Raw genomic sequence first — 25,808 nt, 5'->3', positions numbered from 1 at the left:
CTCATACCGGTGCGGCGACCAGCAGACTCGTCTCGAGGGCGAGCGGGTGCACGCTCTCCAGGCGCAGGCCCGCGGCGCCCAGCACGGAGCGATAACCGCCTAGGGTGCGCTCGCGGCCGCCCGCGGCCATCAGCAGATGCAGGTCCCACAGCAGCGGCAGCACCGGTGCCGTGCCGTCGGTGGCGACGACCCGCTCCAGCACCAGCAGCCGGCCCGTGTCCGCCATGGCCTCGCGGATGTTGGCGAGCAGCGTCACACATCGTTCGTCGTCCCAGTCCTGGAGCACCCGGGACAGCAGGTACACGTCGTGGCCCGCGGGGACCTTGTCGAAGACGTCGCCCGCGACCGTCTCGTAGCGGTCGGCGCCCACGGCGGCGCCCAGGTGCCGCTCGGCCACCGGCAGCATGTGCGGCAGGTCGAAGACGGTTCCCGTCAGGTGCGGGTGGGCCCGCAGCACGGCCGACAGCAACAGGCCGCTGCCGCCCGCCACGTCGACCACGGTGTGCGCCCGCCCGAAGTCGAAGGCCGCCGCGACTTCCGGGAAGAACACGTTGCCGGCGTTCATGGCGCGCAGGAACCGCGGCCCCGCCTCGGGCTCCTCGCGCAGGTAGGCATGGAGCGAGGTGCCGAAGGCGTGCTCGAAGCCGGAGGTTCCGGTGCGGATCGCGGGCACCACCGCACCCCAGGCGCGGTGGAACTCCTCCCCGTACAGCAACACCATGTCGCGCATGGACCGTTCACCGTCGGCGACGAGGAGCGCCCCCACGTCGCCGAGCCCGTACCCCGCCTCCTCGTCGCCGGTGAACACGCCGAGTGCCGCGAGCAGCCGCAGGAGCCGCGCGAGGCCGTCCTTGCTGGCGCCGGTGAGTTCGGCCAGCGCGGGGACGGTGCCGTGTCCGGCGGCGATGTGGTCGGGCAGGGACAGGGCGGCCGCCGCGTGCAGCGCCTGGGCCCGCCAGGTGCCGGTGATCAGGTCCACCACCTGACGTGCCGCCGTCGTCTCGGTACCGGGCATGATCAGACCTTCCGTACGGGGGCGGACACGGCGAGCGCGGGGTCGCCGGTGCGGGACAGGGCGCCGCGCAGGCGCTCGCGCAGCAGACGCTTGAGGACCTTGCCCGTGACACCGACGGGGAGTTCGGAGCGCTCGGCGGCCAACAGCAGTCCGCCGAGCGGCGCCAGGCCCTCGCGGGCCAGGGCCGCGTTGCACGTCCTCAGCAGCCGGGCCGCGTCGCGCGGGGCGCCGTCGGTGAAGAGGGCGACCGCCAGGGGACGGGAGTGCCCAGGGGAGTCGGGGTCGTCGACCGCGACGACCGCCGTGTCCAGCGCCTGGGTCGCGAGCAGGACGACCTCCTCCACCGGGAGGCTGTGCACCGGTCCGTCGACGGTGTGGATCACGTCGGGGGTGCGGTCGAGGTGGTACCAGGTGCCGTCGCTGTCGCGGCGCATGATGTCACCGGTGAGGAAGTACCCGTTGACCGTCGACTCCTCGGTCAGGGCGGGCTCGTCCAGGTAGCCGGCGGTGATGCTGGGGGTGCGCACACCGAGCCGGCCGGCCTGCCCGTCGGGCAGTTCACGGCCCTGCTCGTCGAGCACCGCCGCCTTGCGCACCACCTTGGCGGGCCGTCCGATGTGACGTGCGTACCGGGTGGTCTCGGGGGTGTAGGCCTGCTTGAACAGCACCATGCCCATCTCCGACGACCCGAGTCCGTCGAGGTAGCGCGAACCGTCCAGCACCCTGCCGTTCTCGGTGCGCCGGCCCAGGGCGATCAGCGGGCGGATGTGCCGCTCGTGGGAGGCGTCGCCCATGCCGTGCCAGGTGTGGATGTGCCGGGCGCCCTCGGGGCCGATCTCCTCGGTGGGCACCTCGGCCAGGGTGAGCGGGAAGGCCAGCACGGTGGTGGGGTGGAACAGGTCGACCGCCCGCGCCACGGCCCCGCCGCTCACGTCGTCCAGGATCAGGGTCGGGATGCCGAGCAGGATCGCCAGGCTGAGGTAGCTGATGCCCGCCGAGTGGCTGTGCGGCAGTGCCGTCAGCAGCCGGTCGGAGCGCAGCGAGGGGAAGGACCACAGCCGTTCCCGCTTGCCCGCGAAGAACGAACCGTGGTGGAACACCGGGGCTTTGGGCCGCCCGGTGGTCCCCGAGGAGTGCGAGATCATGATCAGGTCCTCGGCGGCGTGCCGGTGCGGGAAGCCGGGCATCGGCCGGGGCGGCAGGGGAGCGGTGACGGCGAGCGCGGCGATGTCCGCGACCACGGGTGTGGCCTTCCCGGGGGCGTCCGACGCCCAGGCGTCCGCGAGGCCCTTGAGCAGGTCGCCGTCGCCCACCAGCACCGTGGTCCGGGTGCGCAGGAAGTACTCGGCGGCCGTCGCCGGGGCCATCCTGGGGTTGCAGTGCACGGCGGCGGCGCCGAGCGACGTGATGGCGATGTGATGGATCAGGCCGAGCAGCCCGTCGCGGGTGTGCAGACCCACGTGCGCCCCGGGCCGCACCCCGCGACCGCGGTACCAGTGGGCGTAGCGGATCGCGGCGACGCGCACGTCGTCCAGGGACATCGCCCGCGGCTCGTCCGTCGCCCAGGTGGGGGAGGACACGTCGGGGTGGAACAGCAGCGGACGGTCCCGGTCACGGGCGACGCGCCACGCGTGCCAGAAGAAGTTCCCGGCCCCCAGGTCCCGGTCGGCGTGGAGGCGCAGGCGTTGCGCGGCGGACCTGTGTGTGCCGAACAGGAACATAGGAATACCTCACACTCCGCAGTGATGCGCCGAATTCTTCGGTCACCGGTGAGACATCGCGGCCCGTGATACCCCAGCGGTTCGGGAAAGGTTCGTTGCGGAGTCTCCAACCGGCTGCTAAAGGGCCGAGCGAAGGCCGTCCAAGTGGCCGAACTAGCTCCGTTCTTCAGCGCGGGTTGCAACGATCGCACCGGTTCGATCGAGAGAAGGCTGGAGGTGGCGTCGGATGGACGACACGCTGACAACCCCGGTCGCCGTGGTCGGTGGCGGTCCCGTCGGATTGACGCTCGCGCTGTTGCTGGACCGGCAGGGAGTCCCCTGCGTCGTCCTCGACTCCCAGCAGGACGTGCCCGATCAGCCGCGCGGCAGCACCCACAACGCGCGGACCATGGAGCACTACCGCACCCTGGGACTGGCCGAGCGGATCCGCGGGCTCGGCCTTCCCGCCGGTCACTCGGCCGGTATCTCCTTCTTCACCCGCTACAACGCGCACGAACTCGCCCTCCTGCCCTGGCCGGGCAGCGGCGAGGTGCTGCGCCGACGGGCCACGGCCGACCGCACGGACCCGTCCCCCGAACCCATGCACCGGGCGAACCAGATGTACGTCGAGCGGCTGCTGCTCGACCACGCCCGTACCAGGCCGCGCATCACCCTGCGGTACGGCTGGACGGTCACCGACCTGCGCGAGAGCGCGGAGCACGTCGACGTCGTGGCCGAACGCGACGGCGCCCGGCGCACGTTCCGGGCGGCGTTCGTCGCGGGCTGCGACGGCGGCCACGGCCTGGTCCGGCGCCACCTCGGCATCCGGTACGAGGGAGAGGGCACCCTCGACCAGGACATCCTCGGGCGCCGTTCCACCGCCGCCCATCTGCGGGTGCCCACGCTGTACCGGGACTTCCTGCGCGGCAGCGGCGCCTGGAGCAACTGGGTCGTCAACGCCGACCTCGCGCTGAACCTGATCGCGCTCAACGGCGTGGACGAGTTCTTCCTGCTCACCAGCTCCGTCGACCCGGACACGGCGACCGACGCCGACCTGGTGCGGCTGGTGCGGCGGGCGGCGGGGGAACCCCTGCCGGTCGAAGTGCTCAGCCAACGGCCCTGGACCGCGGGCGCGGCGCTGGTCGCCGAGTCGTTCGGCAGGGGCCGTGTCCGGCTCGCCGGTGACGCCGCGCACCTGTTCACGCCCAACGGCGGCTTCGGCATGAACACCGGTGTCGACGACGCCGCCAACCTCGCCTGGAAACTCGCGGCGGCCGTACGGGGCTGGGCCGGCCCGGATCTCCTGGACACCTACGGCATCGAGCGCCGCCCCATCGCCCTGCGCAACACCTCGGCGGCCCGGACCCTCGGGCAGGGACTCGGCGCCGTCGACCGGCCCGCCTGGCTGGAGGCGGACTCCGCCGCCGGCGAGGCGGCGCGGGCCAGGACCGGAGCGGAACTCGCCGAGTACGGGATGCGCACCCTGGACACCCTCGGGGTGCAGCTGGGCGCCCGCTACGACGGCTCCCCGCTCGTCGCCGGGGACGGGTCCGGGCCGGTGCCCGACTCCTTCGGCGCGTACACGCCCTCCGCCGTACCGGGCGGCCGCGCACCCCATCTGTGGCTCGACGACCTCCGCACGGACGGCAGTTCGCTGTTCGACCGGTTCGGCCCCGGGTTCACGCTGCTGCGGCTCGGCCCGCGTCCACCGCGAACCGGACGGATCGAGGCCGCGGCCCGGGCCCGGGGCGTGCCGCTGCGCACCCTGACGCTCGACGATCCGCTCGCGCGCGAGCTGTACGAGCGGGATCTGGCGCTGATCCGCCCCGACCAGCACGTGGCCTGGCGGGCCGACCGGGAACCCGCCGACCCCGGCGCGCTGTTGACGCTGGTCACCGGAGGACCGCAGGACACCGCGGCGGGACCGGCACCGGCCGTCGCCCACGGGCGGTGGTAGCCGAGCGCGATCCAGGTCCCCGTGCCGGGACCGGCAGAGCCTGAACGACGGTAAAATCCGCGCGGATCGGGACGTTTGGCCGGGTATACCAGAGGGACGACCACTCGCTGGTCCGGTCGGGCGACGATGGGGGAGTCACATGGAGTTTCGCGTTCTCGGCCCTCTGAGCGTGTGCGACGACGAGGGCCGCCACAGAACCCCGACCGCACCGAAACAACGGCAACTGCTGTCGCTCCTCGCGCTCAACGCCAACCACGTCGTGTCGGTGGCGCAGATAGTCGAGGAGATCTGGGAGTACCGGCCGCCGTCGAGCGCGGTCGCGGCGGTGCACACGTACGTCATGCAGTTGCGCCGCTCCCTGGACGGAGCCCGGCGCGGCCCGGACCGCAGCCCCGGCCGGCTGCAGACCCGCGACCAGGGGTACGTGCTGAAGCTGACCGCAGGGGAACTGGACCTGGACCGCTACGAGCAGCAGGTGCGGACCGCGCGCGCCACGCTGGAGACGGGCGAGTACGCGGAGGCCGCCCGGCAGTTGCGTGCCGCCGAGACGATGTGGACGGGGCCGATGCTCGTCGACGTGCCCACCGGTCCGCTGCTCAGGGCCGCCATCGAGGTCGTCGAGCGCGACCGGCTCGACGCGGTTCCCCAGCGGCTGGGCGCCGAGCTGTGTCTCGGGCGCCACCACGAGATCCTCGGCGAACTCACCGCGCTGGTGCACCAGTACGGCACGCACGAGGACCTCGTCGCACACCTCATGCTCGCCCTGTACCGGTCGGGCCGGCAGGCCGACGCGCTGCTGGCCTACCACCGGCTGCGGGCCAGGCTGCGGGAGGAACTCGGCACCAAGCCGTCGGCGCGGCTGCAACGCCTGCACACCCACATGCTCTCCGGGCACCCCCGGCTGGAGCCGCCCTCAAGCACGCGCTGCCGGCAGTCGCTCAACCTGCTGGCCGAGCGCACCGGTTCCGCCCCGCGCGACCCGGTCCACGACGACGGGCTGGTCAGGATCTGACGTCCGCGCGGCCGGGGCGGGAGCGGCCGGGGCGAGAGCGGCCGGCGCGAGACCGACCGGGGCGTGCGGGCGGCGGCCGGGCAGCCAGACGAGGGCGCCCACCAGCGCCGGCCCCATCAGCAGGGCCGCCGCCCCGAACGCCTGCCCCGCCCCGGCCGCCACCCCGGCGCCACGGCCGCAGACCGCGACCGCGAGCACCGTACCCAGCGCGGTCCCGAACTGCCCCGCGCACTGCACCAGGCCCGCCGCCAGCCCGGCGCCGTCGGCCCGGAACCGGGCCAGCGCCACGACCTCGCACGACATCCAGATCAACGGGAGCCCCGCGCCTGCCAGGACCAGCCCCGGCAGCATGCCCGAGACGTATCCCGGGGCGGACGCGCGGACGGCCAGCGTGCACAGACCGGCCCCCAGGAGCAGACAGCCGAGCGCGCACGGCAGGCGGGCACCGTGCCGGGCGAGCAGCGCGCCGCAGACCCGGCCGACGACGAAGATGCCCCCGACCAGCGGCAGCAGGGCGATTCCCGCGGCCGGCGCACCGAACCCGTAGGTGTCGCGCAGCCGCATGCCGCCGAGGAAGGCGATGGGCGCGGTGGCCGTCGACACGAGCAGGATGCCGGACGCGCCGCACACCAGGTTCCGGTCCCGGAGCAGGGACGCGGGCAGCAGCGGGTGGGGACATCGGCGTTGCCGGTGCGCGAAGACGGCGGCCAGCGCGGCCGAGCCGAGCGCGGTGTACGCCGTGTACCGGTCGGGGCCGTGAGCGGCCAGCCGCACCAGGGCGTGGACGGCCGCGAGCAGGGCGCCGGTCAGCGCGGCCGCCCCGGCCAGGTCGAGGCGGACACCGCGGGTGCGGGGCGGATCGGGCAGCGGGGTGCGGCGGGACACCGCCAGCGCGACGGCGATCACGGGGACGTTCAGCCAGAACGCCCAGCGCCAGTCGAGACCGCCGACCACGAGGCCGCCGCACAGCACACCGGCCACCGAGCCGACGCCGCCGGCGCCCGCCCACAGCGCCAGGGCCCGGGCCCGCTGCCGCGGTGCGGCCGCAGTCACCAGCAGCGACATCGCGGCGGGCACGAGCACGGCGGCCGCCAGCGCCTGCCCGGCGCGCGCGGTGACGAGGAGCGGGCCGCTGGGTGCGGCGCCGCACAGGGCCGACGCCACGGCGAAGGCGCCCATGCCGTGCAGGAAGAGACGCCGGGCCCCGGCCAGGTCCGCCAGCCGGCCACCCAGCAGCTGGAGCCCGCCCACCAGCAGCACGTAGATGTTGGTCACCCACTGCACGGTGTCGAGGGACATCGACAGGTCGCGCCGGATGTCGCCGAGGGCGAGCGTCACGATGCCCGCGTCGGCGTTGGCGAGCAGCGGTGCGAGGACGGCCAGGGCGAGCAGCCGGCGGGCCGGCGGGGGCGCAGCGCCGTCTCGCGGGCGGGCAGGGGCGGAGAAGGCCATGACGGCTCCCGGGAGTCGGCTCAGGCGCCACCGCCCGGGCCCCGCGGCGGGGAGGTCGGGAAGGGACCGCCCGCGGCCTGCCGTTCGGATCGGCGTGGATCGGCGCGGATCGGGAGACGGGTCCCGGTGCGAGACGGCGCGGGGTACGGGCAAGGGCCTGCGCGGTGCGGCGGCCGACGGCGACGCGGCGGGCGTGCCGGGGCGGGCGAGCCCGGCGATCCGGACGAGTGGCCCTGGGGCCGCGCGACGGCACGGCGGAGGCAGGGCAGGAAGGGGGCGGGCGGGGCCCGCGGCATAGGTGCCCACGACGGCGGGGCGGTGCGGAGATCCGCGGCAGGACGATGGTGCCGTTCACGAACGGGGTCCGGGCGGAGACGGAACCGGGGTCCGGGAAGAGAGGGAACGGGGTCCGGGAAGAGCCGGAACCCGGGCGGGTCACCCGAGGCGGCGACAGCCGTCGAGAATGCCGCCGGCGACGGCGGCAGCCCGGGCGGAACCGGTCACCGCACGCCGTCGGCGGGTCGTGCTACGTGGGACGCCCGGCCGCCGTGCGGCGGCCGGGCACGTACGGAGGGGCCGGGTCTCGACGGCCCTCCCGCACGGTGGTGCTCAGAGCTCCTTGAGGAGCCCGCCGTCCACCACGAACTCGGCACCCGTGGTGCTGCCGGAGCGCGGCGACGCCAGCAGCACCACGGCGTCGGCCACCTCCTGCGGCTCGACGAAGCGGCCCGTGGCCAGGTTCAGCATCTCCGGGACGACACTGTTGATGACGCTGTCCCGGTCGGTGCCGGCCTGCGAGGCGATCATGTCGGCGACGCCACCCTCGTCCGTCCACCACGGCGTGCGCACCACACCGGGGGAGACCGTGTTGACACGGATGCCCTGGGGGCCGAACTCGCCCGAGAGCACCTTGGTGACGTTGCTCAGGGCGGCCTTCGCGGCGCCGTAGTCGACGTTGATCGGCGAGGGCTGCCGGGCGTTGCCGGAGGAGATGTTCACGATCGCGCCGCCGCCGCGCTCCAGCAGGTGCGGGATGGCGGCACGGATGGCGCGCACGGCCGAGAACAGGTTGAACTCGAACATGGCACGCCACTCCTCGTCGGAGGCGTGCAGGAACGAGCCGCGCGGCAGGGTCACACCGGGCGGCGGGCCACCGGCGTTGTTCACCAGGATGTCGAGCCCGCCGAACTGCTCCACGGCGCGGGCGACGACCTGCGCCGGCGCGTCCTCGTCCATGAAGTCGGCCGGGACGTGCACGAGGTTCGGGCCGGCCAGCGCATCCAGTTCCGGGGTGCTCTTGCGCGACGTGGCCACGACCTTGGCGCCCTCTTCGAGGAGCGTGCTGACGACGGCCAGTCCGATGCCCTTGGAGGCGCCGGTCACGACGGCGACCCGGCCGGAAAGCTGCAGATCCATGAAGGTTCCTTCTCGATGGTCGGCCCCCCGCCCGCAGGAGGGGGAGGAGCGCGGTGCGATGTGCTCTCGTCATGGGAAACACCGCTGTGCCCGAAGGTGTTGCAGCGCGGAGGCCACCGGCCCCGCGTGGGTCAGCGGTGCCAGCGCATGACCTCCTCCGGGAGGTCCTCCAGCTCCGCGATCTCGGACGGCTTGCGGTCCATGTACCGGGGGTCGCAGCCCTTGTGCCCCAGCAGCCTGGCGACCGGGGCGAGCACGGTGAACAGGGCGCGCTGGAGCGCCCACGGGGGCGAGGTGAACCGCACCACGTCACCGAACTCCAGCGTGGTCACCGCCTGTTGCAGCAGCCGGGGCATGCCCTCGGGCGTGGTCCTGCCGTCCTGCGCGAGCCCGAACAGCTGGCGCAGCACCAGCTGCTCGAAACGGTCGCTGTTCTTGCGCACCTCGCAGATGTGGAAGGCCTGTTCGCCGCTGCAGTTCCACCAGCGGTGCCTGATGCCGGGCTGGATGAGCACGCTCTGCCCGGGCTCGTCCAGGGTCACCTGGCGGCCACCGATCAGGAAGGCGACCTTGCCCCGCACCAGCGTGAAGCGTTCCTCGCTCACCGGGTGCAGATGCTCGCCCGACACCGCGCCGCCGGGCTCGGAGTACACGTCCATCACGGTGCGCGCCCCGCCCGTGTGCGAGGACGGTGTTCTGATCACGACCCGCTCCCTGCACCGCGGGTTCTCGTACACCTCACCGACACCGACCGTCACCGGCCCGCCTCCTTCCACCATGGCGAATTCAGCCTGGACTCCGATGGTGGCGATCGGTGGGCCGTCCGACACTCCCCATCTTGCGGTCGTATCCCGGAATCCGCCGTTCAAGGATTCGACCGCAAGATCCGGAGTGTTTTCCACGATGGCTGATTCGTACTGTCGCGGCCCAGGAGAGAGCGCGAAGCGGTGCGCCGAAAATGGCGAGAACGGGAGACGTAGGGTGCGCGAGAACAGTGGGATAGGCCGCAGGCGGTTCTTCACGACCGCAGCGGCGCTGGGTGGTACGGCCGCCGTGGGCGGAGTCCTCGCCGGGCAGGCGGCGGCAGCGGTGCAGGACGGCGCGACCGGCACGTCCGGCCTGGTGACGGTGACGCCGTCGGACGCCCAGTACGGCGAGTTCGTGCACGGCATGAACAACCGTTACGTCGGCAACCCCGAGGCCGTCCAGGTGGTGGGAGACGTCTCCCAGGTGGCGGGCGTGGTGCAGGCCGCCGTCACCGCCGGCAAGCGGCTGACCGTGCGCTCCGGCGGCCACTGCCTGGAGGACTTCGTCTTCAATCCCGAGGTCCAGGTGGTGCTCGATCTGTCACGGCTCGACAAGGTGTACTACGACGCCGGGCGGCGCGCGTTCGCGGTCGAGACGGGCGCCCGGCTCCTGGACGTCTACACCCTGCTCTACCAGCTGTACGGCGTCACCGTGCCGGGCGGCATCTGCTACTCGGTCGCGGCCGGCGGTCATGTCAGCGGCGGCGGCTGGGGCCTGCTGTGCCGTCAGCTCGGCCTGGTCATCGACTACCTGGCAGCGGTCGAGGTGGTCGTGGTCGGCGCCGACGGCAAGGTGCGCACCGTCGTGGCGACCAGCAGCGCGGACGACCCCGACCGCGAGCTGTGGTGGGCCCACGCGGGCGGTGGCGGCGGCAACTTCGGCGTCGTCACGCGCTACTGGTTCCGCACGCCCGGAGCCACCGGCACCGACCCGAGGAAGCTCCTGCCCAAGCCGCCCCGCGAGGTCTACCTGCTGGCGCAGTCCTGGCCGTGGGAGAGCATGACGCAGGCGAAGTTCTCCCGGCTGGCCCAGAACTACGCGCGCTGGTTCGCCGCGCACAGCGCCCCGGGCGCCCCCGAACTGGCCCTGGCCAGCTTCCTCGTGCTGACCCACAGGTCGGCCGGGCAGATCGCCATGGTCACCCAGGTCGACGCCACCGCCCCCAACGCCCGCCGGCTGCTCGACGGTTACCTCGCCGCGATCGGCGACGGCGTCGACGTGCCGACGGGGGCCGTCACCCGCCAGTTCGCCGAGTTCGGCCCGATGGCCGCCTACGCCGAGCCCCGCAAGCTGCCGTGGCTGGAGGCCACCCGCTACCTCGGCACCACCAACAGCAACCTCACCGACCCGACCTACCGGCAGGAGTACAAGTCCGCGTACATGCGCGCGGCATTCCCCGACCGCCAGCTCGCGGCGCTGTACAAGCACCTGACGCGCACGGACGTCACCCTGCCCGGTGCCTCCATCACCCTCAGCTCCTACGGCGGCGAGGTCAACCGGGTCGCGCCGTCGGCCACCGGCTATCCGCACCGCGAGTCGTTCTTCAAGCTGATGTGGATGTCCCTGTGGAACGACCCGGCCGAGGACGCCGCCTACCTCGCCTGGAACCGGCAGTGCTACGCGGAGGTCTACGCCGACACCGGCGGTGTGCCCGTGCCCAACGGCGTCACCGACGGCTGCTACGTCAACTATCCGGACAACGACCTCAACGACCCGCAGTACAACACGTCGTCGACGCCGTGGCACGGGCTCTACTACAAGGGCAACTACCCGCGGCTGCAACAGGTGAAGAAGACGTACGACCCGACGAACTTCTTCCGCCACGCCCAGTCCGTCCGCCTGCCCTGAACCATGCGTGAAGGCCGCCCCGGCACTCCCGGGGCGGCCTTCGCACGCGTAGGCGCAGGACTCAGCGCTTGACGGCGAACGTCAGCCCGTCCGCGTAGGGGATCACGCTCAGCTCCACCCGCTCGTCGTGGTGCAGCCGGGGGTTGAAGTCGCGCAGCGCCTGCGTCTCGGAGTCCTGGGCGGACTCGTCGAGCAGGGCGCCGTGCCACAGCACGTTGTCCACGACCACGAGGCCGCCCGGACGCAGCAGTTCGAGCGCGTACTCGTAGTACGTCGTGTAGTTCTCCTTGTCCGCGTCGATGAACACGAAGTCGAACGTGCCGGCCGCGTTCTCCTCCTTCACCAGCCGCTCCAGGGAGGCCCGGGCGTCGCCGATGCGCAGGTCGACCTTGTCCGCGACGCCGGCCCGCCTGCAGTGGTCGAGCGCCATGGCGCCCCACTCCTCGTTGATGTCCAGCCCCACCACCCGGCCGTCGGCGGGCAGCGCGAGCGCCGTCGACAGCAGGCTGTAGCCGGTGAACACGCCGACCTCCAGGGCCCGCCGGGCCCCGGTCGCCTTCAGCAGGGTCCGCAGGAACTGGCCCTGCTCCGGGGAGATCTGCATCAGGTGCAGGGGAAGCTGCGAGGTCTCCTCGCGCAGCTTCTGCAACAGGTCGGGCTCGCGCAGGGAGACATCGGCGACGTAGTCCTGGAGTGCGTCGGTCAACTCGACCTGGAGTCTCATGATTGGCCACCTCGTGTCGGTTAATCGAATCCGAGAAGGAATTACAGGCGTCCGCGCGCACCGGTGTCAATCATTTCCGGCCTCCTGGATATTGCGCAGAAATGCCCGCCGATGCCTTCCATCGATCCTTCAGCGGCCACCGGCACAATGCCCGTCGGAGAGCGCCGAATTCGAGAGCTCATTTTCTTTTCGAGGAGTGTCGATGGGCGACAGCCAACGCCGTTTTCGTGACTGCCTCGGCCGGTTCGCCACGGGTGTCACGGTGGTCACCGTCGAACACGCCGGCGGCGTGCACGGCGCCACGGTGGGCTCGTTCACCTCCGTCTCCCTCGACCCGCCGCTGGTGATGGTGTCCCTGGACCGGCGCAGCCGGATGTGCGACCTGCTCACGGGCGCGTCGTCGTTCGGCGTGAACATCCTCGCCGCGCACCAGAAGGACCTGGCCCTGCACTTCGCGGGCCGGCCACTGCCCGCGGGCACTCCCGTGTCCTGGGACCCCGACGCGGCGGGGCCGCGCCTGGCCGGCTGCGCCGCCCACCTCGACTGCGTGCCCTGGGCCGCGCACGACGGAGGCGACCACGTGCTGCACGTCGGGCAGGTGCGGGACTTCACCGTCCGGGACGCGGAGCCGCTGGTCTTCCACGGCGGGACCTTCCGCCACCTGGACACCGCGCCCGGCCACCACGCGTGGGCGGGCACCCTCGACGGACCGGCGGACGGCGTGTGGTCCTCGGCAACCGGGGCGCTCCACATCCCGCTGGGTCACTGACCGCCACGACCGGACAAGGACACACCATGACGTTGCAGCAGGGCGAGACCTCCGCCGCCGCACCGGCTCCCCGCGCCACCCGCCCCCTGACCGGCGACGAGTACCTGGAGAGCCTGCGCGACGACCGCGAGATCTACATCTACGGCGAACGCGTCGACGACGTCACCAAGCACCCGGCGTTCGCCAACCCGGCCCGGATGACGGCCCGTCTGTACGACGCCCTGCACGATCCGGACCGCCGTGACGTGCTGACCGCGCCCACCGACACCGGGAGCGACGGATACACGCACAAGTTCTTCCGCACCCCGCGCAGCGTCCAGGACGTCGTCGAGGACCGCGAGGCGATCGCCGAGTGGGCCCGCCTCACCTACGGATGGATGGGCCGCAGCCCCGACTACAAGGCGGCCTTCCTCGGCACGCTCGGCGCCAACTCCGACTACTACGCGCCGTTCCAGGACAACGCGCGGCGCTGGTACCGCGAGTCCCAGGAGAAGGTGCTGTTCTGGAACCACGCGATCATCCACCCGCCGGTCGACCGGCACCGCCCGTCCGAAGAGGTCAAGGACGTCTTCGTGCACGTGGAGAAGGAGACCGACGCCGGCCTCGTGGTCAGCGGGGCCAAGGTGGTGGCCACCGGCTCGGCCATCACGCACTACAACTTCATCTCGCACTACGGACTGCCGCTCAAGCAGAAGGAGTTCGCGCTCGTCGCGACCATCCCGATGGGCGCGCCCGGCCTGAAGCTGATCTGCCGTCCCTCCTACGCGGCGACGGCCGCGGTCATGGGCAGCCCCTTCGACTACCCGCTCTCCTCCCGCCTGGACGAGAACGACACCATCTTCGTCCTCGACAAGGTCCTCATCCCCTGGGAGAACGTCTTCCTCTACGGCGACGTCGACCAGGTCAACGGGTTCGCCCCGAAGTCCGGCTTCATCCCGCGCCTGACCTTCCACGGCTGCATCCGCCTCGCCGTGAAGATCGACTTCATCGCCGGGCTGCTCGCCAAGGCCGTCGAGATGACCGGCACCAAGGACTTCCGCGGCATCCAGGCCCGGGTCGGCGAGGTGCTCGCCTGGCGCAACATGTTCTGGGCCCTGACCGACGCCGCCGCCCGCAACCCCGAGGAGTGGAAGGACGGGGCGCTGCTGCCGCGCCTGGAGTACGGCATGGCCTACCGCTGGTTCATGACCATCGGCTACCCGCGCATCAAGGAGATCATCGAGCAGGACGTCGCCAGCGGCCTCATCTACGTGAACTCCAGCGCCGAGGACTTCAAGAACCCCGACGTGCGCCCCTATCTCGACAAGTACGTACGCGGCTCCAACGGCTACGACGCCGTCAGCCGCGTCAAGCTGATGAAGCTGCTGTGGGACGCGGTCGGCACCGAGTTCGGCGGCCGGCACGAGCTGTACGAGCGCAACTACTCCGGCAACCACGAGTCGGTGCGCAGCGACATCTTCATGACCCAGCTGGAGACCGGCCAGCTGGACGCGTACAAGGGATTCGCCGAGCAGTGCCTCCAGGAGTACGACCTCGACGGGTGGACGGTCCCCGACCTCGACTCGTTCCAGGGCCTGCGCGGCGCCAGGAAGAACTTCTGGCACTGACATGACCTCCGTCCTCCCCGTGGTGCGGCGGCGACCGGGCCCGGCGCTCGCCGCACTCTTCCTGGCGGCCTTCGTCATGGGCAGCGCGGAACTCGTCGTCGTCGGGCTGCTCGGGCTCGTCGCCGGGGACCTCGCCGTGTCCGTGGACACGGCCGGCACCCTGGTCACCGCGTACGCGCTGGGCATCTGCGCGGGCGGTCCGCTGCTGACGGCGCTCACCATCCGCGTCCGGCGCCGCACCCTGGTGCGGACGTCCCTGGCCGGCTACGTCGCCGGCAACCTGCTGGCCGCCCTGGCCCCGGGCTTCGGCACGCTGCTCGCGGCCCGGGCCGTCACCGGGGCGTTGCAGGGCCTGTTCCTCGGGACGGCGTTCACGGTGGCGGCCGCCCTGGTGCCGCCCGAGCGGACCGGACGAGCGATCTCCGTGGTCTTCGGCGGCATCGCCGTCTCCACCGCGCTCGGCGTTCCGCTGGGCACCCTGGCGGCACAACACCTGGGCTGGCGTGCGGCGTTCACGGCCGTCGTGGTCCTCGGCACGCTGGCACTGCTGGCGACCGCGGTGTGCGTCCCGCCCGTCGACGGCTCGGGCGCGGGCGGCCTGTGGGCGCAGTCCCGGCATGCGCTGGCGCCCCGCGTCCTGGCCGTGCTCGGCGTCGGATTCCTGCTGCTGGGAGGCCAGTTCGCGGCGTTCACCTACATCACGCCGTTCCTGGAGGACGTCACCGGGGTGTCCGGCACCTGGCTGACCGTCTTCCTCTTCGCCTACGGGGCCGCGACCGCCGTCGGCACGTTCGTGGGCGGGTGGGCCGCGGACCGGGACGCCGCGCGCACGCTCGTCGCGGCGAACCTCGTCCTGGTCGCGGCACTGGCGGTCCTGCACACCGCCGGCGCTTCCCGGGTCCTGGTGGCGTGCGCCCTCGTGCTGTGGGGCGTGGTCGGGTTCGGCCTGGTCCCCTCGCTCCAGTACCGGGTCGGGCTGCTGGCCGGCCCCGGACGCGACCTGGCGGCGACGCTGCCGGCGTCCGCGGTCAACGCGGGCATCGCGGTCGGGGCGGTGGCCGGCGGCGCGGCCGTCTCGCACGGCGGTGCGGCGGACGCGGTGCTCACCGGTCTGCTGGTGTGCGCGGCGGCACTGCCGGCCACCTGGGCGTCGGGGCGGCTGCGCCCTACGGCCGTACGGCGGCCCGCCGTCGCCGTGGCGGAGTCCCGCCCGCAGGGCTGAGCGCGCTCCCGGGCCGGACGCGTCCGCGCGTGCGTCCGGCCCGGGCTGCCTGCCCTTCGGCGGCGCGCTGGAGCGGGACCGGGCCCGCGCCCATGAGCACGTCGGCCGGCGATGGTGTCCCTGCCGGGCTACCCGCCCGGGACGGGGGCCGTCGGCACGGTACGCCGTGCGGGTACGGCGAGCGCCGCAGGCACCGCCCGCCGTACCCGCACGGTGAGGGCCGAGCGCCTGATGCGCAGGGGCAGTTCCCGGGCGAGCTGCGGGGGTTCCGCCTCGCGCACGGCCGCGGCGACGGCGGCGGCGAAGTCGTCGTCCGCGCGCACGAGCCGGGCGTGCCGGAACATCGTGCGCAGCCGGTGCAGCAGAGTCGTGACATCGTCCCCCGTCAGCACCCCGCACACGCCCTTGTCCGTCGCCGCGACGAGCACCGGCCCCAGCGACGAGCCCGACACCGTGTACCGGATGTCCGTGCCGTCGCCGCCCGCGCGGTACGTCTTCGGCGTCATGCCGAGGATCTCCGTCGCCGCCGCGTAGAAGTGACCGCCGGAGTTGAACCCCGAGCTGTACATGGCGTCGGCGACGGTCCCGGACAGCGGCAGCGCCTCGCGCACCCGGCGGGCACGGGCCGCGGCCAGGTAGGCGTGCGGGGTGATGCCGGTGAACGACTTGAACAGACGGTGGAAGTGGAAGCGGCTGTAGCCGACCTCCCGGGCCAGCTCGTCCAGACTCGGCGGCAGCGGAGCCTCGTCGATGATCCGGCAGGCCCGGGCGACCGCCTCGGCCGCCGCGGCGTGCCGGTGGGAGTCGTCGGGACAACAGCGGCGGCACGGGCGGTATCCCTCGGCCCGGGCGTCCTCGGGGGCCCGGAAGAACCGGACGTTCTCGCGCCGGGCCAGCTTCACCGTGCACGAGGGGCGGCTGTACACGCCGGTGGTGACCACCACGTAGTAGAAGTGGCCGTCCGCGCGGGCGTCGCGCTCGCGCACGGCCCGCCAGCGTGCCTCGTCACCGGTGTACAGCGTTGCGGCGGTCGTCGTCACCGTCATGCTCCGTGCCTTCCACTCGTCTGGGAGGTCGTTCGTCATGGGATTCCGGCGGGTGGTGCCGCCGGTCGAGGGGAAGGGCCGGCAGGACGGGGCCGGCGGCCGGCGGTGATCGCGTGGCGCCCGCCGCGCGGGGTCTCCGCGCGGGGTCCGGGCGGGACATGGGAGGACCCGGGAGGGACCCGGGCAACGGACCGGGCGACCGTCGGCCGGCCCAGGAAGGCCCAGGCACGAAGGCCTCGGCGCCGCCCGCGCACGGGACTCCGCCCGGGTGCGCCCGCCATGGCGCCCCCCGAGCGCCGGGCAGGTCGTCCGCCACCGTGCCTCCCACCACCGCGTCTCCCGCCGGGTCGGTGGGCGGCGAGCGGCCCGCGCGGGTCTTCGGAGGGCCGGCCGCGGTTCTCGGCCGGCCCGCCGGTCACCAGCTGATGCAGCGGCACGCCCCGGGCGGATGCGTCCGGTGACGGCGCAGGACGCCACGGTCCCGCACCGCCTTGCCGCCGGCGGTACGCGGCAGCTCGCGCAGCAGGTGGTAGCGGTCCGGCGCGGGCGCCCCGCCGAGGAACCGGCGGCACCAGGACCGCAGTTCGTCGCCGTCCAGCTCCGCGCTGCTCGCCACGTGCGCCTCGATCGGACCGACCCCGAGGACCACCGCGTCCGTGATGTGCCGGTGGGCCCGCAGCACCGACTCGATGCGCAGCAGGTCGACCGAGGCGTCCCCGACGCCCTGGACCCGGCCGCGCAGCCGCAGCGCACCGGTACGCGGATCACGCGTGACCAGGTCACGGGTGGACATCCAGCCGCCCGTCCAGGGCGTGTCGTCGTACAGGTACGGAGACTCGGGGACGTGCACCTCCAGCACGCCGCCCACCACCCGGGTACGCGCGCCGGGCACCGGGACGCCGACGCCCGACGGGCCGAAGCGGCCGATGAGGTCGGCGGCGATGATGCCCGTCTCGGTCGTGCCGTAGGCCTGGCCGACCCGCACCCCGTGGCGGCCGCGGAACACCGCGGGGATCTCGGGCGGCAGGGCGTCACCGCTCGACACGGCCAGCCGCAGGTGCGCCAGCTCTCCCGGCTCGGCCCGCGCCAGGCCGTGGAAATGGTGCGGATTGCCCAGCACCACGTGCGCGTCGGCCGCCGCCCGCACGGCGGCCGACGCCGTGCGGGCGACCGGCAGCACCACGGTCGCGCCCACCGCGAGGGCGTGCAGCAACCCGCCGATCAGTCCGAAGGAGTGCGTGAGCGGCTCCAGCACGGCCACCCGCTCGCCGTGACGCGCCACATCCTCCACGGCGGCGAGGCGCTCCAGCTCCGTCAGCAGCGACCGCGGACTCCTGCCGACCGCCTTGGGACGCCCGGTGGTGCCCGAGGAGAACTGCACCAGGCAGTGCCCGCTCACCCTCGGTGCTCCGCCGGCGCGGCGGCGCACCAGGACCTCGCACTCGTCGACGAAGTCATGGGGCCGACCGCGGCTCTCGCCGAGGGACACCGAGAACTGCACCGGCCGCGGCACGGACGGGACCTCCCGTGACCGCCGTCCGGGCGGTGCCTCCATCAGCACCACCTGGGCGCCGAGCGACCACAGCGCGAACAGCGTCCACAGGTGCGTGAAACTCGCGTTGCCGTACAGGGCGACCGTGCTGTGCGCCCGGATGCCGTACTGCTCCAGCACATCGGCCAGCCAGGCTGCCTCGCGGCGCAGTCTGCCGAACGTGACCTCGCGGTCCGCGGCCCGCGCCCACACCATGTCGTCGGCGTGGCGGCCGAGTAGATCGGCACCCCACCAAGGCCGTTGTGTCATCGCCTCCACCGGATCCCTCGCCTCGGCGCCGGGGCCGCGGCGAGGGCGGCCCCGGACGCCTGTCGCCTACTTCTCGACGCAGAACTCGCCGACCGGCCAGCCCACATGGCGCTTGTCGGTCGCCACATGACCCAGCAGCTGGTCGCCCTTCTTCAGCTCCGTCACGTTCAGCACCGCCGCACCGGGACCGAGCACCCGCACGTGCCAGTCGTCCTGCACGATCAGGCTGACCTCGACGCCCTCCGGGGAGACGGCCTTGATACCGAGCAGCGGGCGGGACTCGAGCTTGATGCGGCCCACCACGATGCGGCGGGTGCGGCCGTCGGCGCCGACGGCGAGCACCGGGCTGCCGGCCTTGAGCTCGCTGAGGTAGTTGGTGCGGTTGTCCGCCCCGAACACATAGCTGTGCAGCGCGCCCGCGTTGATGCGGAACGGCCGCGTCGGCATGTACGGCAGCGGGTGCGTCTCGCTCACGCACAGCACGAAGCCGTGCGCGTACGAGCCGACCAGCATGCCCTCGTCCTTCTCGAAGTGCGTGCAGGTGTCGATGCAGACCCGGTCGCCGAGACCGAGGTGCTCGATCGACTCGACCGTGAGCGTCTGGAGCTGCAGGTCCGGGGTCTTCACCCGCAACATCTCCACCAGCGCGAACACGTCGTTGGCGGAGCGCGGAGCCACCAGGACGCCCTCGGAGCCCTTCTCCAGGACGTCGACGATGATCTGCGCCTCCTCGATGTCGGCGGCCTGACAGACCAACTGCCCCGGCGAGGCGTCCGCCGCGGCGATCACGATCTCCAGCGGGATCTTCGTCGGGTCCTTGAACTCCACGACGGTGAAAGGCAGTTCACGGGCGGCCTCGCAGGCGAGCTTCAGGGTGGGGTCGTCGACGACGTTCACCCACGCGGCCGTGTCCTTGTCGCCGCCGCGGTGCAGGCCCTCCAGCGCGCCGAGGCTGTCGACGTCGACGACCTCGCGCAGCACGATCAGGTCCTCCGGTGCCTCCTCACCGACGCGCGCGCCCGGCGCGAGGATCCGCTTGACGGTGTTGGGCAGCAGGGCGAGGCGCTCCGGGTCGCTGTCGACGATCCCGTCGACCCGCGCGTGGATCGCGGCGTCGACGACCGCCTCACGGTGTTCGGCCGGCACGGTCCGGAGGTCGATCCAGGCAAACTTCACAACACACCTGCCATCTCGGTCTGCGGCGCGGGCCCGGAGGAGAGCTCGCGGCGGTGAATGATTGAGGCCAGTTCCCGGACCGCCTTCTCGGGCGACGGGCTGGTGAACACCCGTCGTCCGACGGCGAGTCCGGCACAACCCAGGTCCATGGCGGTGACCGCGAACTCGTACAGGTTGCGGTCGGTGGAGCCGCCGCCCGCCACCACCACCGGCAGCGGCGTGGAGGCGATCACCTCCGCCATGCGCTCGGGCGGGGCGGCGAACACCGTCTTGACGATGTCGACGCCCAGATCCGCGGCGATGTTCACCACATGGGCGACGATCGACGGGTCGGTCGGATCGGTCACACGGGGACCACGCGGATAGATCATCGCCATGAGCGGCATGCCGAACCGGTCGCAGGCCGCCGCCACGGCGCCGAGGTCGGCGAGCTGCTCCGCCTCGGTGTCGGAGCCGATGTTCACGTGCACGCTGACCGCGTCCGCGCCCAGCCGCACCGCCTCCTCCACGTCCCCCACCAGCACCTTGGCGTTGACGTCCGGACCGTGCGCGGTGCTCGCGCTCAGGTGCACCACGAGGGAGCACCGGGTGAGCAGCGCCGGGGCGATCATGCGCGCCCTGCCCTTGTGGACGACGACACCGTCGGCGCCGCCGTCCGCGATGGAGCGCACCAGGTCGCCGAAACCGGCGGCGGTCGCCACCGGCCCGTCGGACACGGAGTGGTCCAGCGGCACGAACAGGAACCGGCCGTCTCCCGGCCGGGACAATCGCGCGAGGCGCACCGATTTACCGGTGAGCGGCATGCTCGACATGACACCCCTCCTCGTTCCTGGTCACAGGTCTCGGGTGGGATTCCGCTGCGGGTCCCGGGCTGAACTGTCGCAGTGGCCTCTGAAGAATCGAGCCAGGTGCCTGGGAGCTCCCCGGCCGAGCTCGCCGCAAGATGCGGAGTGCGGCGACGATCGACGGATGCCTAGCGTCGAGGCATCCGCGTGTGATCCGCACGCCACCACGGGAGGGGACGTCCCATGACGCAGGGCAGACAACGGGTCAGCAGACGGGAGGTGATCGCGGCGAGCGCCGCGATCGGCGGCGGCGCGCTGCTGCCCGCAGGGCAGGCGGTGGCCCAGCCGCAGGAGCTGGTGACCGTCACCCCGGGCGACGCGCGCTACCCGGACCTCGTGCGCGGCTGGAACCAGCGTTACGTCGGCAGGCCCGAGGCGGTCTACGTGCCCCGCACGACCGCCCAGGTCGCCACCGCCGTCCGGCAGGCGGTCCGGGCGGGCAAGCGCCTCACGGTGCGCAGCGGCGGTCACTGCTGGGAGGACTTCGTCTTCAGTCCCGACGTCCAGGCCGTCATCGACATGTCGGCGATGCGGGACGTGGACTTCGACCCGTCCATGAACGCCTTCGTGGTGCAGCCCGGCGCCCAGCTCCTCGACGTCTACGAGCGCCTGTACCGCACCTGGGGCGTCATCGTGCCGGCAGGCATGTGCTTCCAGGTCGGGGCGGGCGGCCACGTCAGCGGCGGCGGCTGGGGACTGCTGTGCCGCCGGCTCGGCCTGGTGGTGGACCATCTGTACGCGGCCGAGGTCGTGGTGGTGAAGGCCGACGGCACCGTACGCACCGTCGTCGCCACCCGCGAGGCCGACGATCCGAACCGGGAACTGTGGTGGGCCCACACCGGCGGAGGCGGCGGCAACTTCGGCGTCGTGACCCGCTACTGGTTCCGCAGCCCCGGCGCGAGCGGCACGGACCCGGCCCGCCTGCTTCCGGCCCCGCCCCCGGAGGTCCTGGTCAGCGCCGTCTCCTGGAAGTGGTCCGACCTGGACGAGAAGTCCTTCACCCGGCTGGTGCGCAACTACGCGGACTGGCACGTGCGGCATGCCGCCCCCGGCGACCCGGCGACCGCCGTGTGCAGCCTGCTCTCCCTCAACCACGTCTCCAACGGAGCCGTGGGCCTGATCACGCACGTCGACGCGAGCGTGCCCGGCGCGGCCCGGCTGCACGACGAGTTCGTCGCGGCGGTCGGTGAGGGCGTCACCGTGGCGCACGGACCGGTCACCACGCGGATGGGCGAGCTGACCGCGTTGCCGGAACTGGCCGTGCCGCGCCGTCTGCCCTGGCTCCAGGCGGCCCGCTACCTCGGCACGGCCAACCCCACCACCAACGACCCGACCCAGAAGAGCGACTTCAAGTCGGCCTACATGAAGGCCGGTTTCCCGCCGGACCAGCTGGCCGCGCTGTACCGCCACCTGACCCGCACGGACCTCGGCAACCCCACCGGCTCGGTCATGCTCAGCTCCTTCGCCGGCCAGGTCTCGGCCGTCGCCCAGGACGCCACGGCCAGCGCCCACCGGGACGCCGCGTACAAGCTGGCCTGGATGATCTGGTGGAACGACCCGGCCGAGGAGGCGGGCTGCGTGCGCTGGCTGCGCGAGTTCTACGCCGACATGTACGCCGACACCGGCGGCGTTCCGGTCCCCGGCGCCGTCACCGACGGCTGCTACGTCAACTACCCCGACGCCGACCTCGGTTCGCCGGAGTTCAACCGGTCGGGCACGCCCTGGCACGACCTGTACTACAAGGGCAACTACGGTCGGCTCCAGCGCGTCAAGCAGGCGTACGACCCCGGCGACGTCTTCCGGCACCGGCAGTCGGTGCGGCTGCCGGGCAGCTGAGCCGACCGACGCGCAACCCGTCGGCGCGGGCCGGTGTTCCTCCTGACGTACGGCATCCGCACGGATGCCCACCGTGCCGTCCACCACCGCGGGAGCCCCGATGCCGAACAGTCCAGCCGTGGACACCGACGTCGCCGTCGTCGGCGGCGGGCCCGTCGGCACGCTGCTCGCCCGGGAGTTGGCCCTGCTGGGGGTGCGCGTCACCGTCCTGGAGAAGCTGCCCGCGCCGACCGGTGAGTCGAAGGCGGGGACCCTGCACGCCCGCACCGCGCAGACCCTGCACCGGCGCGGACTCCTCGAAGCGGTGCAGCCCGGCCCACCGGCCCCGCCGGTGGGCCTCGGCCCCGTACCGTTCCACTTCTCCGGCATGTTCGACCTCGACCTCGGCCGTGTCGTCACCGAGGGTCCCGTGATGGTGGGCAGCCCGCAGGCGTACGCGCAGGAGGTGTTCGCGGCCGAGGCCGGACGGCTCGGCGCGCGCGTCCTGCGCGACCGCGAACTCGTCGCCCTCCACGAGGAACCGGACGCGGTGCGCCTGACCCTGCGCGACTCCCGGGGCGCCGAGGCCGGCACCCTGCGCGCCTCCTGGGTGGTCGGGGCCGACGGCGCGCGCAGCGCCGTGCGCCGGCTGACCGGCATCCCGTTCACCGGCACGCCCGCCCGCGTCGGCGCCCTGATCGGGGAGGTCCGGCTGCTGGACCCGGCGCGGGCGCCGCAGGGCTGGCAGCGCAACCCGCGGGGCTGGACCCTGGTGTGGCTCAACCTGTTCGGGCGCAGCCGGGTGTGCACCTACGACTTCCGCGGCCCGCACCCGGAACGGCAGGCGCCGGTGACCCTGGAGGAGTTCCGGGCGGAGGTGGAGCGGATCGCGGGCCATCCGGTGCCGATGGACTCACCGAGCCGGCTCAGCCGCTTCGGCGACGCCGCCCTCCAGGCCGAGCACTACCGGGTCGGCAGGGTCCTGCTGGCGGGCGACGCGGCGCACGTCCACTTCCCGGCCGGCGGCCAGGGCGTCAACCTCGGCCTCCAGGACGCCGTCAACCTGGGCTGGAAACTCGCCGCCGAGGTGCACGGCTGGGCGCCGCCCGGACTCCTCGACACCTACGAGACCGAACGCGCGCCCGTCGCCGAGGCGGTCCTGGAGAACGTGCGCGCCCAGGTGGCCCTGATGGACCCCGACCCCCGCATGGACTCGCTGCGCACCCTGTTCGCCCGCATGATGCACTTCGACGACGTCAACCAGTACCTCGGCGGCATGATCAGCGGTGTCGACGTCCGGTACGACACCGGGGGCCCCGGCGACCCGCTGGCCGGCCGCTTCGCCCCCGACGTGCTGCTGAAGACCGGCGAATCGGTCACCAGCCTCGCCGAACTCCTGCACGGAGCACGGCCGTTGTTGCTGCTGCTGACCGGCTCGGAGGACCTGCTCGAGGCCGTCGATCCCTGGCGCCACCGGGTGAACGTGGTGACGGCGACGGCGGCCGAGCAGATCGGCACGGACGCCGTGCTGGTACGGCCCGACGGATACATCGCCTGGTCGGCCCTGGGCGCCGCCGGGGACGCGGACGCCCTGGCCGGGGCGCTGGCGTGCTGGTTCGGGGATCCCGCGTAGGCGAACTCAGCGGGCCCGGGCGCTCCTTGCGAGCTGGGCCGCCAGGACCTGGCGATGGATGTCGAGAGCCGCGGTCGACTTGTTGAGGGTGATGTAGTGCAGGCCGGGTGCGCCCTCGGCGAGAAGGCGTGCGGCCATGGCGGTGGCGTGCTCCACGCCGATCCGGTGGCTCTCGGCGGCGTCGTCACGGGCGCCGTCGAGCCGGTGGGCGAGGTCCTCGGGGAAGGCCGCGTGCGACAGTTCGGCGAAGCGGCGGATCTGACGGACGTCGGTGGCCGGCATGATCTCCGGGATGATCGGGATGTCGCAGCCGGCCGCGGCCACCCGGTCGCGCAACCGCAGGTAGTCCTCGACCCGGAAGAACATCTGGGTGACGGCGTAGTCGGCGCCCGCCCGGCACTTGGCGACGAAGTGCCGGATGTCGCTGTCCCAGTCCGGCGAGCGTGGATGCATCTCGGGGAAGGCCGCCACACCGACGGTGAACTCCCCGAGCGAGCGGACCAGTTCGACCAGTTCGCGGGCGTGGGTGAAACCGTCCGGATGCGGCGTCCAGGGGCCGTTCGGATCACCGGGCGGATCACCCCGCAGCACCAGGACGTCCCTGATCCCCGCGTCGGCGTACCGGCCGATGATGTGCCGCAGTTCGGCCACCGAGTGCCCGACGGCCGTCAGATGGGCGACCGGCCGCAGGGTGGTCTCGGCGGCGATGCGCCGGGTGACCTCGACGGTCCGCTCGCGCGACGAGCCCCCGGCGCCGTAGGTGACGGACACGAAGGTGGGGGAGAGGGACTCGACACGGCGGACGGCGTTCCACAGGGTGCGCTCGCCCTGGCCGGTCCTCGGAGGGAAGAACTCGAACGAGAACGAGGGAACGCCGCTCGCCAGCGCCTCGGGGACGGAGCTCATGGCCGGCCTCCCGCGGCGAGGCCGGCCGGGTCCTTGCGCAGCCCGCTCATGACAGCGCCGCCAGACGCGGCTCCATGTCACGGGCCGCCTCGTGCCCGTACGCGCGCTCGACCCGGTCGATCAGATCCACCGGGAGCAGCTTGTACTCCTGGGTGCCGACCGCCTCCAGCACGACCGACGCCAGCGCGCAGCCGAGCTGCGCCGCCCGTTCCTCGGGCCAGTCCCAGCTCAGGCCGGCGAGGAATCCGGAGCGGAACGCGTCCCCCGCCCCCGTCGGTTCGGCGATCCTGGCGGTGGCGACGGCGGGCACGTCCAGAGGGGGCCGACCGCACCGCGCCAGGGAGACGCCCTCCGCGCCCCGGGTGGTGATCCACGTACCGACGCGCTGCAGGACGTCCCGCTCGCTCCAGCCGGTGCGCTCCTGCAACAGGGCGGACTCGTACTCGTTGGTGAACAGCAGCTGCGCGTGGTCCACGAGCTGCCGGGCCTGGGTGCCGGTCAGGCGGGCGAGCTGCTGCGAGGGATCGGCGGCCAGGCGGACGCCGATACGCCGGGCGGTCTCGGTGTGCCGCAGCATCGCCTCCGGGGCGTCGGCGCCGACGAGCACCAGGTCGAAGCCGCCGCAGTCGGCGGCCACCGCGGCGAGGTCGATCTTCGCGGCGTCGGCCATGGCACCGGCGTAGAAGGTGGCGATCTGGTTCTGCGCCTCGTCGGTCGTGCACACGAAGCGGGCGGTGTGCAGGGTCTCGCTGATGCGGACCGAGTCCGTGTCCACCCCGGCGGCGCGCAGCCAGGCCCCGTACTCGGCGAAGTCGGCGCCCGCGGCGCCGACCAGACGCGGTGCCAGCCCCAGCCGCGCGAGTCCGAAGGCGATGTTGGCGGCGACACCGCCGCGCCGTACGTCGAGACGGTCGGCGAGGAAGGAGAGGGACACCTGCTCCAGCCGGTCGGCGATCAGTTGGTCGGTGAACCGACCGGGGAAGGACATCAGATGGTCGGTGGCTATCGAGCCGGTCACGGCGATTCGCACGACGGTCTCTCTCCTTGAACCCGGGGG

20 protein-coding genes are annotated in these 25,808 nt (G+C 72.9%); 8 read left to right on the top strand and 12 right to left on the bottom strand.

Translation table 11 applies throughout. The features are described 5' to 3' along the window. Position 1: 1 nt before the first annotated feature. Together ACZ60B_RS32475 and ACZ60B_RS32470 are read right to left on the bottom strand one after the other, a co-directional pair. Positions 2 to 1,015: a methyltransferase gene (locus tag ACZ60B_RS32475; RefSeq protein WP_469393355.1), complete on the bottom strand. Its 1,014-nt coding sequence runs from the start codon at positions 1,013 to 1,015 to the stop codon at positions 2 to 4. A 2-nt stretch (positions 1,016 to 1,017) separates the two neighbouring features. Then, complete coding sequence (locus tag ACZ60B_RS32470) at positions 1,018 to 2,736, bottom strand: class I adenylate-forming enzyme family protein (RefSeq protein WP_469393353.1); 1,719 nt, start codon at positions 2,734 to 2,736, stop codon at positions 1,018 to 1,020. Between the two features lie 226 nt (positions 2,737 to 2,962). On the opposite strand from ACZ60B_RS32470, the gene ACZ60B_RS32465 reads away from it, so the two are divergent. Further along, positions 2,963 to 4,672, top strand: coding sequence for an FAD-dependent monooxygenase (locus ACZ60B_RS32465; RefSeq protein WP_469393351.1), 1,710 nt, complete (start codon positions 2,963 to 2,965; stop codon positions 4,670 to 4,672). Between the two features lie 139 nt (positions 4,673 to 4,811). Next, entirely contained in the window at positions 4,812 to 5,684 is an 873-nt protein-coding gene (locus ACZ60B_RS32460; RefSeq protein WP_469393349.1) for an AfsR/SARP family transcriptional regulator, read from the top strand. Here the strand turns inward: ACZ60B_RS32460 and ACZ60B_RS32455 are convergent. From ACZ60B_RS32455 to ACZ60B_RS32445, 3 genes are all read right to left on the bottom strand, one after another. Further along, the gene (locus tag ACZ60B_RS32455) at positions 5,586 to 7,136 is read right to left on the bottom strand and encodes an MFS transporter (RefSeq protein WP_469393347.1); all 1,551 of its coding nucleotides are present in this window, start codon (positions 7,134 to 7,136) and stop codon (positions 5,586 to 5,588) included. The genes ACZ60B_RS32460 and ACZ60B_RS32455 overlap by 99 nt on opposite strands. A gap of 609 nt (positions 7,137 to 7,745) precedes the next feature. Then, positions 7,746 to 8,552 (bottom strand): SDR family NAD(P)-dependent oxidoreductase, encoded by an 807-nt coding sequence (locus ACZ60B_RS32450; protein ID WP_469393345.1) that lies wholly within the window; start codon positions 8,550 to 8,552, stop codon positions 7,746 to 7,748. 131 nt (positions 8,553 to 8,683) lie between these two features. Continuing rightward, complete coding sequence (locus ACZ60B_RS32445; RefSeq protein WP_392621156.1) at positions 8,684 to 9,310, bottom strand: cupin domain-containing protein; 627 nt, start codon at positions 9,308 to 9,310, stop codon at positions 8,684 to 8,686. 223 nt (positions 9,311 to 9,533) lie between these two features. On the opposite strand from ACZ60B_RS32445, the gene ACZ60B_RS32440 reads away from it, so the two are divergent. Then, entirely contained in the window at positions 9,534 to 11,207 is a 1,674-nt protein-coding gene (locus tag ACZ60B_RS32440; protein WP_469393342.1) for an FAD-binding oxidoreductase, read from the top strand. A gap of 61 nt (positions 11,208 to 11,268) precedes the next feature. On the opposite strand, the gene ACZ60B_RS32435 is transcribed toward ACZ60B_RS32440, so the two are convergent. Further along, on the bottom strand, positions 11,269 to 11,931 hold the full coding sequence (locus ACZ60B_RS32435) for a class I SAM-dependent methyltransferase (protein ID WP_469393340.1): 663 nt from the start codon (positions 11,929 to 11,931) through the stop codon (positions 11,269 to 11,271). A 202-nt stretch (positions 11,932 to 12,133) separates the two neighbouring features. Between ACZ60B_RS32435 and ACZ60B_RS32430 the strand changes: the two genes are divergently transcribed. From ACZ60B_RS32430 to ACZ60B_RS32420, 3 genes are read left to right on the top strand one after another with little or no spacing between them, the layout of a single operon-like run. Further along, positions 12,134 to 12,700, top strand: a complete 567-nt coding sequence (locus ACZ60B_RS32430; protein ID WP_469393338.1) for a flavin reductase family protein — start codon at positions 12,134 to 12,136, stop codon at positions 12,698 to 12,700. A 26-nt stretch (positions 12,701 to 12,726) separates the two neighbouring features. Then, positions 12,727 to 14,307, top strand: coding sequence for a 4-hydroxyphenylacetate 3-hydroxylase family protein (locus ACZ60B_RS32425; RefSeq protein WP_469393336.1), 1,581 nt, complete (start codon positions 12,727 to 12,729; stop codon positions 14,305 to 14,307). A gap of 1 nt (position 14,308) precedes the next feature. Then, positions 14,309 to 15,529, top strand: coding sequence for an MFS transporter (locus ACZ60B_RS32420; protein WP_469393334.1), 1,221 nt, complete (start codon positions 14,309 to 14,311; stop codon positions 15,527 to 15,529). A 128-nt stretch (positions 15,530 to 15,657) separates the two neighbouring features. On the opposite strand, the gene ACZ60B_RS32415 is transcribed toward ACZ60B_RS32420, so the two are convergent. From ACZ60B_RS32415 to ACZ60B_RS32400, 4 genes are all read right to left on the bottom strand, one after another. Further along, a complete protein-coding gene (locus tag ACZ60B_RS32415; RefSeq protein WP_469393332.1) occupies positions 15,658 to 16,575 on the bottom strand; it encodes a bifunctional transcriptional activator/DNA repair enzyme AdaA in 918 nt (305 codons plus the stop codon). A gap of 415 nt (positions 16,576 to 16,990) precedes the next feature. Then, the gene (locus ACZ60B_RS32410) at positions 16,991 to 18,376 is read right to left on the bottom strand and encodes a class I adenylate-forming enzyme family protein (RefSeq protein ID WP_469393330.1); all 1,386 of its coding nucleotides are present in this window, start codon (positions 18,374 to 18,376) and stop codon (positions 16,991 to 16,993) included. A 66-nt stretch (positions 18,377 to 18,442) separates the two neighbouring features. Continuing rightward, on the bottom strand, positions 18,443 to 19,552 hold the full coding sequence (locus ACZ60B_RS32405; protein WP_469393328.1) for a 3-dehydroquinate synthase II family protein: 1,110 nt from the start codon (positions 19,550 to 19,552) through the stop codon (positions 18,443 to 18,445). Next, positions 19,549 to 20,355 (bottom strand): 2-amino-3,7-dideoxy-D-threo-hept-6-ulosonate synthase, encoded by an 807-nt coding sequence (locus ACZ60B_RS32400; protein ID WP_469393409.1) that lies wholly within the window; start codon positions 20,353 to 20,355, stop codon positions 19,549 to 19,551. The genes ACZ60B_RS32405 and ACZ60B_RS32400 overlap by 4 nt, the downstream gene beginning before the upstream one ends. Before the next feature lie 225 nt (positions 20,356 to 20,580). Here ACZ60B_RS32400 and ACZ60B_RS32395 point away from each other — a divergent pair, with 225 nt between their 5' ends. Next, the gene (locus ACZ60B_RS32395) at positions 20,581 to 22,233 is read left to right on the top strand and encodes an FAD-binding oxidoreductase (protein WP_469393326.1); all 1,653 of its coding nucleotides are present in this window, start codon (positions 20,581 to 20,583) and stop codon (positions 22,231 to 22,233) included. Positions 22,234 to 22,333: 100 nt separating this feature from the next. After that, the gene (locus tag ACZ60B_RS32390; protein ID WP_469393324.1) at positions 22,334 to 23,845 is read left to right on the top strand and encodes an FAD-dependent oxidoreductase; all 1,512 of its coding nucleotides are present in this window, start codon (positions 22,334 to 22,336) and stop codon (positions 23,843 to 23,845) included. A 6-nt stretch (positions 23,846 to 23,851) separates the two neighbouring features. Here the strand turns inward: ACZ60B_RS32390 and metF are convergent, their stop codons facing one another. After that, complete coding sequence (gene metF / locus ACZ60B_RS32385; protein ID WP_469393322.1) at positions 23,852 to 24,751, bottom strand: methylenetetrahydrofolate reductase [NAD(P)H]; 900 nt, start codon at positions 24,749 to 24,751, stop codon at positions 23,852 to 23,854. 46 nt (positions 24,752 to 24,797) lie between these two features. Then, positions 24,798 to 25,781, bottom strand: coding sequence for a carbohydrate kinase family protein (locus ACZ60B_RS32380; protein ID WP_469393319.1), 984 nt, complete (start codon positions 25,779 to 25,781; stop codon positions 24,798 to 24,800). Between the last annotated feature and the right edge of the window lie 27 nt (positions 25,782 to 25,808).

This window comes from Streptomyces sp. NPDC104096 (assembly GCF_055584385.1).
This window is presented reverse-complemented; position numbering and strand designations above follow the sequence as displayed.